Genomic DNA, 5,506 nt, shown 5'->3' with positions numbered 1-5,506 from the left:
TGTCCGTTCGCGCTGGCACATTCCGCACCCGTGGCACAAACGCCCGCAGCGCGGCGCGGTCGGCGTCGCTCAGTTCCTCGAAGCTTTCGAGCTTGCGGATCAGCGCATCTTGCATCGGGTCACAGCGGCGAAGAGTAGTCTGCCATCCTATAATCGGTGCGGGGCACAAAACTTCGTCATAGGACGGATATTGACGTCCAGTAGCCGGTAAGTGACTGCCACTGTTACGACCGCATCCGTTGGACTCAGAGCGGAGCCTGGAAGGACCATGGGCTTCGGATCAAGCCCGTTCCAGCAGGTCGACGATCAGCGAGCCAGCGGCCGCGATGACGTTGCCACGGCCTCGCCAGGGTAAGACGATCGACGCGGGCTCCGGTTCAGCCGGCACTACGGGGAGCACGGCCTCAGAGGCCTCGGCCTCCCGGTCCTGATCGTTCCCGCGCAACCACGTCACCTGCGAGCCGGTGGTGTTTTCAGGAGCGGCCAGCGAGGGCTCATCATCCCAGCCGTCCTCGTGGTCCGCGTCACCGTCCATGCGGTCGAGCACGGCAATGATGCGGTCCGCCGCGTCGAGGGCGAACCGAGCGGCCTACTGCTGCGGTGTCTTGATGGGGTCGGGAAGGTTGTAGGCCGCGAAATCGAGCTGTGCGGCATCCTCAAGGGTAGCGGGGGCCTCGTCGGTCTCACTGGTCGTCGGGGGTGCGCGTGTCAGCAGCGTCGATAAGATGCACACGGGTCTGGAGGCCGCCGGCCTGGAGTTCATCCCCGAGAACGGCGACGGCGCCGGGATCCGGTTCCGAGAGCGGAAGGGGTAAAGCACGGCGATCGTGGATCTTAGCGATGCTGCGGTACAGGCTTCGCGTTCTCGCCCTTGCTTAGGAGGCAGATTTGGACGCGGCTTACATCTCGGCGATGTTCGGCCTGGGTGGGGCCACCATAGGCGCTCTGGCGTCGTTCATGACGACATGGATGACGCACCGAAGCCAGTTCCAAGATAAAATTCGCGAGGCCGAACGGTCGAGGCGCATTGAACTGTTCAACGAGTTCATCACCGAGGCCGTTCGCCTCTACGGCGATGCGCTCAGCCATGAGCGGGATGACGTTGGCGATTTGGTACTTCTCTATGCACTGCTAGCAAAGATGCAGCTCACCGCATCACAAGCAACATTAGATGCCGCAGGTTCTGTCATAGACCGCGTAATCGATACCTATCTCGGACCCAATCAGAGCTTGCACGAAATCCGCGAGCTTGCACGCGAGGGTAAGCTCAACTTCCTCACGGCATTCGGGACGGCTTGTCGGGCCGATCTACAGGCGTCTCTCAACGAGATCAGGTAGCCTACCACGTGGCGACGGATTACGACGCTTGCTCCTCGTCGCTGAGCGTGCCGATCAACCGCCAGAGTTCCTGATGCTCAGGTCCGTTACGGCCTAACGCGAGGAATGCCGCAAGACTGATATTCGTCACGTGCCCGCCCGAGGCGACGTTGCCGGTATGCCGGAAGAAGCTGCGTCCGGTCGTGGGGTCGAACAACAGGTGCCAGTGGTCGCCGTTCGGGCTGGCGTAGATCAGGCGATTTAGTTCGGAAGGGTTCATGGTCGGCCTCCGGTTGAACGATCGGAGCCTAGCGCACGTGAGGATGCTCGCCATCCGCCGGTGCGACCGACACCGGCAGAAAAGCTGTCATTCGATCTAGGTTTGATCTGGGTCCATATCTGGCCAAGCCTCTAACGTCGATTAGAGAGCAGGCCGATTGATCGGGTTTTAATGTAAGGGTCCGGATCGGCTCTAAAAAGAAATCTCTGCGGAAGCTCCGTCAGCGCCCGAACGATGTCTCGGATCGGGGAAGACGCCGCACCCACGATGTGTGTTGGCGACGGTTACCCTTAGAAACGAGGAATACTATGACCCTTTTGCGCACCCTGGCGCTTGCCGCCGTGATCATCACACCGACAGCTGCCGGAGCCGAACCGACTGGCACTTGGGTGACGCCCGTCCGGGATACGACCACGCTCGGGCAGACCAAGCCGCCCAGCCGCACCGCCAGTCCCACTTCCCGCAGTTCGACCAACCGCCGTTCGAGGAACGATCAAGTTCAGGACAGCATCAGCCGCGGCATCTGTATCGGCTGCAACACACAGTAGCCTCGCAGGGCTGCGACGGCTTCGAGGATAGGGTCAGCGTCGTCGATCATGCCAAAGCAATCAGCATCCAGGCGCGCGCCTTCGCCTCGATGTCGGCGGGCGCCGCCGCCGGGTCATCGGCGATCGCGCGTTCCATGATCTGCCGCGCTTCATCGACGCTTAGGCCTATGCCCTGGATGAAGCTTCCTAGGCGCGCCACGATGCGATCCGCTTCGGTTTTAGCACTACTCACCGCCATCTCTCATCGGTGCACGCCAAAAACGTAGACGATGTGCATGCAGCGGGCCTGTGCGGTCTGCGTTTGCGCTTCGGCCATGCACGCCCGCATACCGGTCGAAAAGACCTCTTCATCGATGCCTTCGCGGCTACCGCACGTGAAAATCGGCTCAAAGCCTTCGAAGCGGCTGACCTGCCAGCCGATCACGATCATGGACAGTAGGACGAATAGAACCACCAGGCCCTTGCTGTCGTAGAACCAGTGCCGCCGGTCGGCATTGGAGACGACGCGCTCGCTCATCTTTGCACCGGGAAGCCAGAGAACTTGTCGAACCGCGAGGTCGGGCAGGCGCGCAGCCGGGCACGCCAAGCGCAGCGGGCCGAGGAACGGGCGCTGGACCTCGCGCCGGTGATTGCCCGAGCGCGCGCCGAGGGTGCGGTTTCGCTGCGTCAGATCGCGGCGGCGCTTGATGCCAGGGCGATCCCACCAGCCCGAGGTGGGACCTGGTCGGCTGCTCAGGTGCAGAGAGTTCTGGCCGGGATCGAGATCCGCGGTTAAGCTCGCGTTAACCGCAATCTGCCCGTGTGATGGCGATCAGAAAGAAACTGTCTTGCGGACAGATAGCGGCTATCAGGCGGACAGGTTGCTGCATGGCGAAGTTGATCGGGCTGGCATCGACGAAGGGCGGCGTTGGGAAGACGTCGATCGCTCTGAACCTCGCAGCCGTGCTGGCGCGGGGCAGTGCGAAGGTCGTAGTCCTTGACGCCGATCCGGCTGGCCACGCCGTCGCGGTCGGTGAGATGGGCCTGCTGCCCTTCCCGGTCACGGCGCACCTGCTTGAAGAGGTCGAGGCCAAGGCGGTGGCAGCCTGGACCAAGGCCGTGCGGGCGCAGGATGCCGACTTCGTCGTGATTGACGCGCCCGGTGCGCTGGGCGCAGCCTTCGGCGCCGTGGTGGCGATCGTCGACTTGGCGCTGATCCCCGTCGGCGCCTCCATGCTTGATATCCGCGGCGCGGCCGAGACGGTCGGGATCGTGCGGCGTCACCGGAAGGCGGGCGGGCGAGGGCGGCCGGACATCCTCGTGGTCCCGTCGCGCGTCGATCGGCGAACAGGATCGGGTCGGGACGTCGTCGGCACACTGGCCGGCCTGACCGAGCCGGTGGCCCCGCCGATCACCCTCAAGGCGATCGTGGCCGATGCCCTGTCCGTGGGTGAAGCCGTGCCGGCTGAGTCCCCGTCTGGTCTGGAGTTCGCGGCGCTGGCCGCCGCGGCTCGCGCTCGCCTGGAGTCGCTGTGATGGCCCCGAAGCCCCGCAATAAGGCTGCCATGGATGCCGAAGCGGTCGCCCGCATGATGGCCGCTCAGGATCAGGAGGAACAAGACGCGCCGGCTGAGCCTACGCCTCCGACACCACCCGAGCCGGTCGCAGCGGCCGCGCCCTCTCCGCCTATCCAACCTGCCCCCGCTCAGGTCGCCCAGGCTGTTCATCCTCAGCCCGCGCCGCAGTCGCCGCCAGCCTTCGACCCGGGCAAGGTGGACGGCCGCACGCTTCGGCGGACCGGTCGGGAGCCGTTCGCTACAAGGATCAAGCCGGAGGCGCACGAGGCGTTACGCCGGATCGCCTACCATCGCCGGATCACCATCGCGGAGGCGCTAGAAATGGCGGTCGAGGCCTTCGATAGAGGCTAGAAATCTAGTCCCATGATTGGCGCTAGATAGTCGCAAGATTGCTAAATGACGGCGGTCAGATATCGTATTTTTGCATCTAACAGTTAGAGTTGTGAACCAGTCTGTCAATCAGGATCCCCGGGCGGTGGTCGGCTACATCCGCCGGGCGAACGCCTTCAAGGGGCACTCGGGGAGCGGATTTCTGTAGGGGCGTAGCGAGGAGCTGCGGCTCTGATTACGAGCCTCACAGCCACAGCATCGCGACTGCCAAGAACGCGCTCTGGAACGCGAACATCAGGCCGACGAGGTCTCTGATTGCACGGTCGTGGAGCGCCGGATCCTCGCGCTCCTTCCCGGTCATGTCGGAGACGCCGTAGTGGCGCGGCCGGAGTAGGTGAACAGCATGCGCCCGGAGGCGTCGGTGACAGTGGCGACACGGGGACGATCGGGCTTACTCCCGTCCACCTCGTAGGCCGCGATCGTGATAGCGTCCGCCTCGTCCTTCGCTTGATAGACCCGGGGAGCGCTTCGCGGCACCCCAACCTTCCCGATGCGATCGATCCTGACGCTGTATGCCATATCGGACGCCTCCATATTGGAGGCCTGCGCTGGCGGCTCGGGAGGAGAAAATATCGCCAGCGCAGGCGGTGCCAAAGCCGTTGGTCCTCGGCGTTGACGCGCTAACGTTGCACATGCCCAAGGTTATAGACTTTAAATTTGACGGATTTTTAAAATTAACTCAGACAGTCTGTCTTATTTTGACAGTCCGCATCTATGATGAACTGTTGAGCTCAAAAACGCTCTTGAATATATGCGACCATTAGATGCCGCGGCAGAGCAAAGATCCCGACGCGCCCTCAGGGATTGATGAGTGGGCCGTGCTTATCGCCGCCTGTCTTGCCGGCCCCATCGTTGACACCGGAGTTGTAGGGATTGACCTCGTGGCGCTGGTCACGCGGCGGATCGGGATAGTCCGTGAGCGCGCGCCAGGGAGTGGCAGAGGTACCGAGGCGGACAGCGCTCGGAAGGCGGAACAGCCAGAACGCAAGCACCATCCACGGGACGACGAAGAACACGAAAGCAGCCAGACCCATGGCGATCCCCCCGGAGGTGCCTACTGGATCTATGGGGAGCAGCGGGCAGGTCGTTCCTAAGCCCGCTGATCTGTCTGTGCGCCGTCAAATGATTGAAGCAGAAGCCGGATCGCCCGATCTTTAGGCCTCTGCAGCTTCCTTCGCCTTCCGCGGCCGCCCAGCCCGCTTCGGCTTGTCGGAGACGGTCGCCGCTGGCTCGGCAGCCTTCGGAGCCGCCTTTCGGCGCTGCTGACCAAGCCCTGCATTCTTGGCGAGCGCGGAACGTTGAGCCGAATAGCTGGCGGCCGTCGAGGGGTAATCCCGCGGGAGACCGAAGCGCTCCCGGTATTGCTCGATCGTCATCCCAGCGCCATTCAGGTGCCGCTTCAGGGTCTTGTACGG

The 5,506-nt window shown here is 63.2% G+C and carries 10 protein-coding genes; 4 read left to right on the top strand and 6 right to left on the bottom strand.

What is annotated here, in order from left to right:
- Window positions 1-280: 280 nt before the first annotated feature.
- Window positions 281-547, bottom strand: a complete 267-nt coding sequence (locus tag MKK63_RS03975; protein WP_243998905.1) for a hypothetical protein — start codon at window positions 545-547, stop codon at window positions 281-283.
- Between the two features lie 341 nt (window positions 548-888).
- On the opposite strand from MKK63_RS03975, the gene MKK63_RS03970 reads away from it, so the two are divergent.
- Window positions 889-1,338: a hypothetical protein gene (locus tag MKK63_RS03970; protein WP_243916007.1), complete on the top strand. Its 450-nt coding sequence runs from the start codon at window positions 889-891 to the stop codon at window positions 1,336-1,338.
- Between the two features lie 19 nt (window positions 1,339-1,357).
- Here the strand turns inward: MKK63_RS03970 and MKK63_RS03965 are convergent, their stop codons facing one another.
- The 3 genes from MKK63_RS03965 to MKK63_RS03955 form a co-directional block, all read right to left on the bottom strand.
- Window positions 1,358-1,597, bottom strand: coding sequence for a hypothetical protein (locus tag MKK63_RS03965; RefSeq protein ID WP_243998903.1), 240 nt, complete (start codon window positions 1,595-1,597; stop codon window positions 1,358-1,360).
- Between the two features lie 594 nt (window positions 1,598-2,191).
- A complete protein-coding gene (locus tag MKK63_RS03960) occupies window positions 2,192-2,383 on the bottom strand; it encodes a hypothetical protein (RefSeq protein ID WP_243998901.1) in 192 nt (63 codons plus the stop codon).
- A 3-nt stretch (window positions 2,384-2,386) separates the two neighbouring features.
- On the bottom strand, window positions 2,387-2,662 hold the full coding sequence (locus MKK63_RS03955; protein ID WP_243998899.1) for a hypothetical protein: 276 nt from the start codon (window positions 2,660-2,662) through the stop codon (window positions 2,387-2,389).
- Window positions 2,663-2,686: 24 nt separating this feature from the next.
- Here MKK63_RS03955 and MKK63_RS03950 point away from each other — a divergent pair, with 24 nt between their 5' ends.
- The 3 genes from MKK63_RS03950 (at window position 2,687) to MKK63_RS03940 (ending at window position 4,052) form a co-directional block, all read left to right on the top strand.
- Entirely contained in the window at window positions 2,687-2,920 is a 234-nt protein-coding gene (locus MKK63_RS03950; protein WP_243998897.1) for a recombinase family protein, read from the top strand.
- A gap of 92 nt (window positions 2,921-3,012) precedes the next feature.
- A complete protein-coding gene (locus MKK63_RS03945) occupies window positions 3,013-3,660 on the top strand; it encodes a ParA family protein (protein ID WP_243998895.1) in 648 nt (215 codons plus the stop codon).
- Window positions 3,660-4,052 carry a hypothetical protein gene (locus MKK63_RS03940; RefSeq protein ID WP_243998893.1) on the top strand — a complete coding sequence of 131 codons (393 nt, stop codon included), beginning with the start codon at window positions 3,660-3,662 and terminating at the stop codon, window positions 4,050-4,052. Before MKK63_RS03945 ends, MKK63_RS03940 begins: the two co-directional genes overlap by 1 nt.
- Window positions 4,053-4,888: 836 nt before the next feature.
- On the opposite strand, the gene MKK63_RS03935 is transcribed toward MKK63_RS03940, so the two are convergent.
- Both MKK63_RS03935 and MKK63_RS03930 read right to left on the bottom strand, forming a co-directional pair.
- Window positions 4,889-5,125 (bottom strand): hypothetical protein, encoded by a 237-nt coding sequence (locus MKK63_RS03935; RefSeq protein ID WP_243998891.1) that lies wholly within the window; start codon window positions 5,123-5,125, stop codon window positions 4,889-4,891.
- A 120-nt stretch (window positions 5,126-5,245) separates the two neighbouring features.
- Window positions 5,246-5,506 (bottom strand): MucR family transcriptional regulator (locus MKK63_RS03930; RefSeq protein WP_243998889.1); only part of this gene is annotated, 261 nt, incomplete at its 5' end.

The organism is Methylobacterium sp. J-088, from assembly GCF_022829295.1.
Classification (GTDB): domain Bacteria; phylum Pseudomonadota; class Alphaproteobacteria; order Rhizobiales; family Beijerinckiaceae; genus Methylobacterium.
This window is presented reverse-complemented; position numbering and strand designations above follow the sequence as displayed.

Coding starts and splice junctions, on each gene's coding strand:
- MKK63_RS03965 (WP_243998903.1), bottom strand. CDS start 1,597: ATGAACCCTTCCGAACTAAATCGCCTGATCTACGCCAGCCCGAACGGC.
- MKK63_RS03945 (WP_243998895.1), top strand. CDS start 3,013: ATGGCGAAGTTGATCGGGCTGGCATCGACGAAGGGCGGCGTTGGGAAG.
- MKK63_RS03940 (WP_243998893.1), top strand. CDS start 3,660: ATGGCCCCGAAGCCCCGCAATAAGGCTGCCATGGATGCCGAAGCGGTC.
- MKK63_RS03960 (WP_243998901.1), bottom strand. CDS start 2,383: ATGGCGGTGAGTAGTGCTAAAACCGAAGCGGATCGCATCGTGGCGCGC.
- MKK63_RS03935 (WP_243998891.1), bottom strand. CDS start 5,125: ATGGGTCTGGCTGCTTTCGTGTTCTTCGTCGTCCCGTGGATGGTGCTT.
- MKK63_RS03955 (WP_243998899.1), bottom strand. CDS start 2,662: ATGAGCGAGCGCGTCGTCTCCAATGCCGACCGGCGGCACTGGTTCTAC.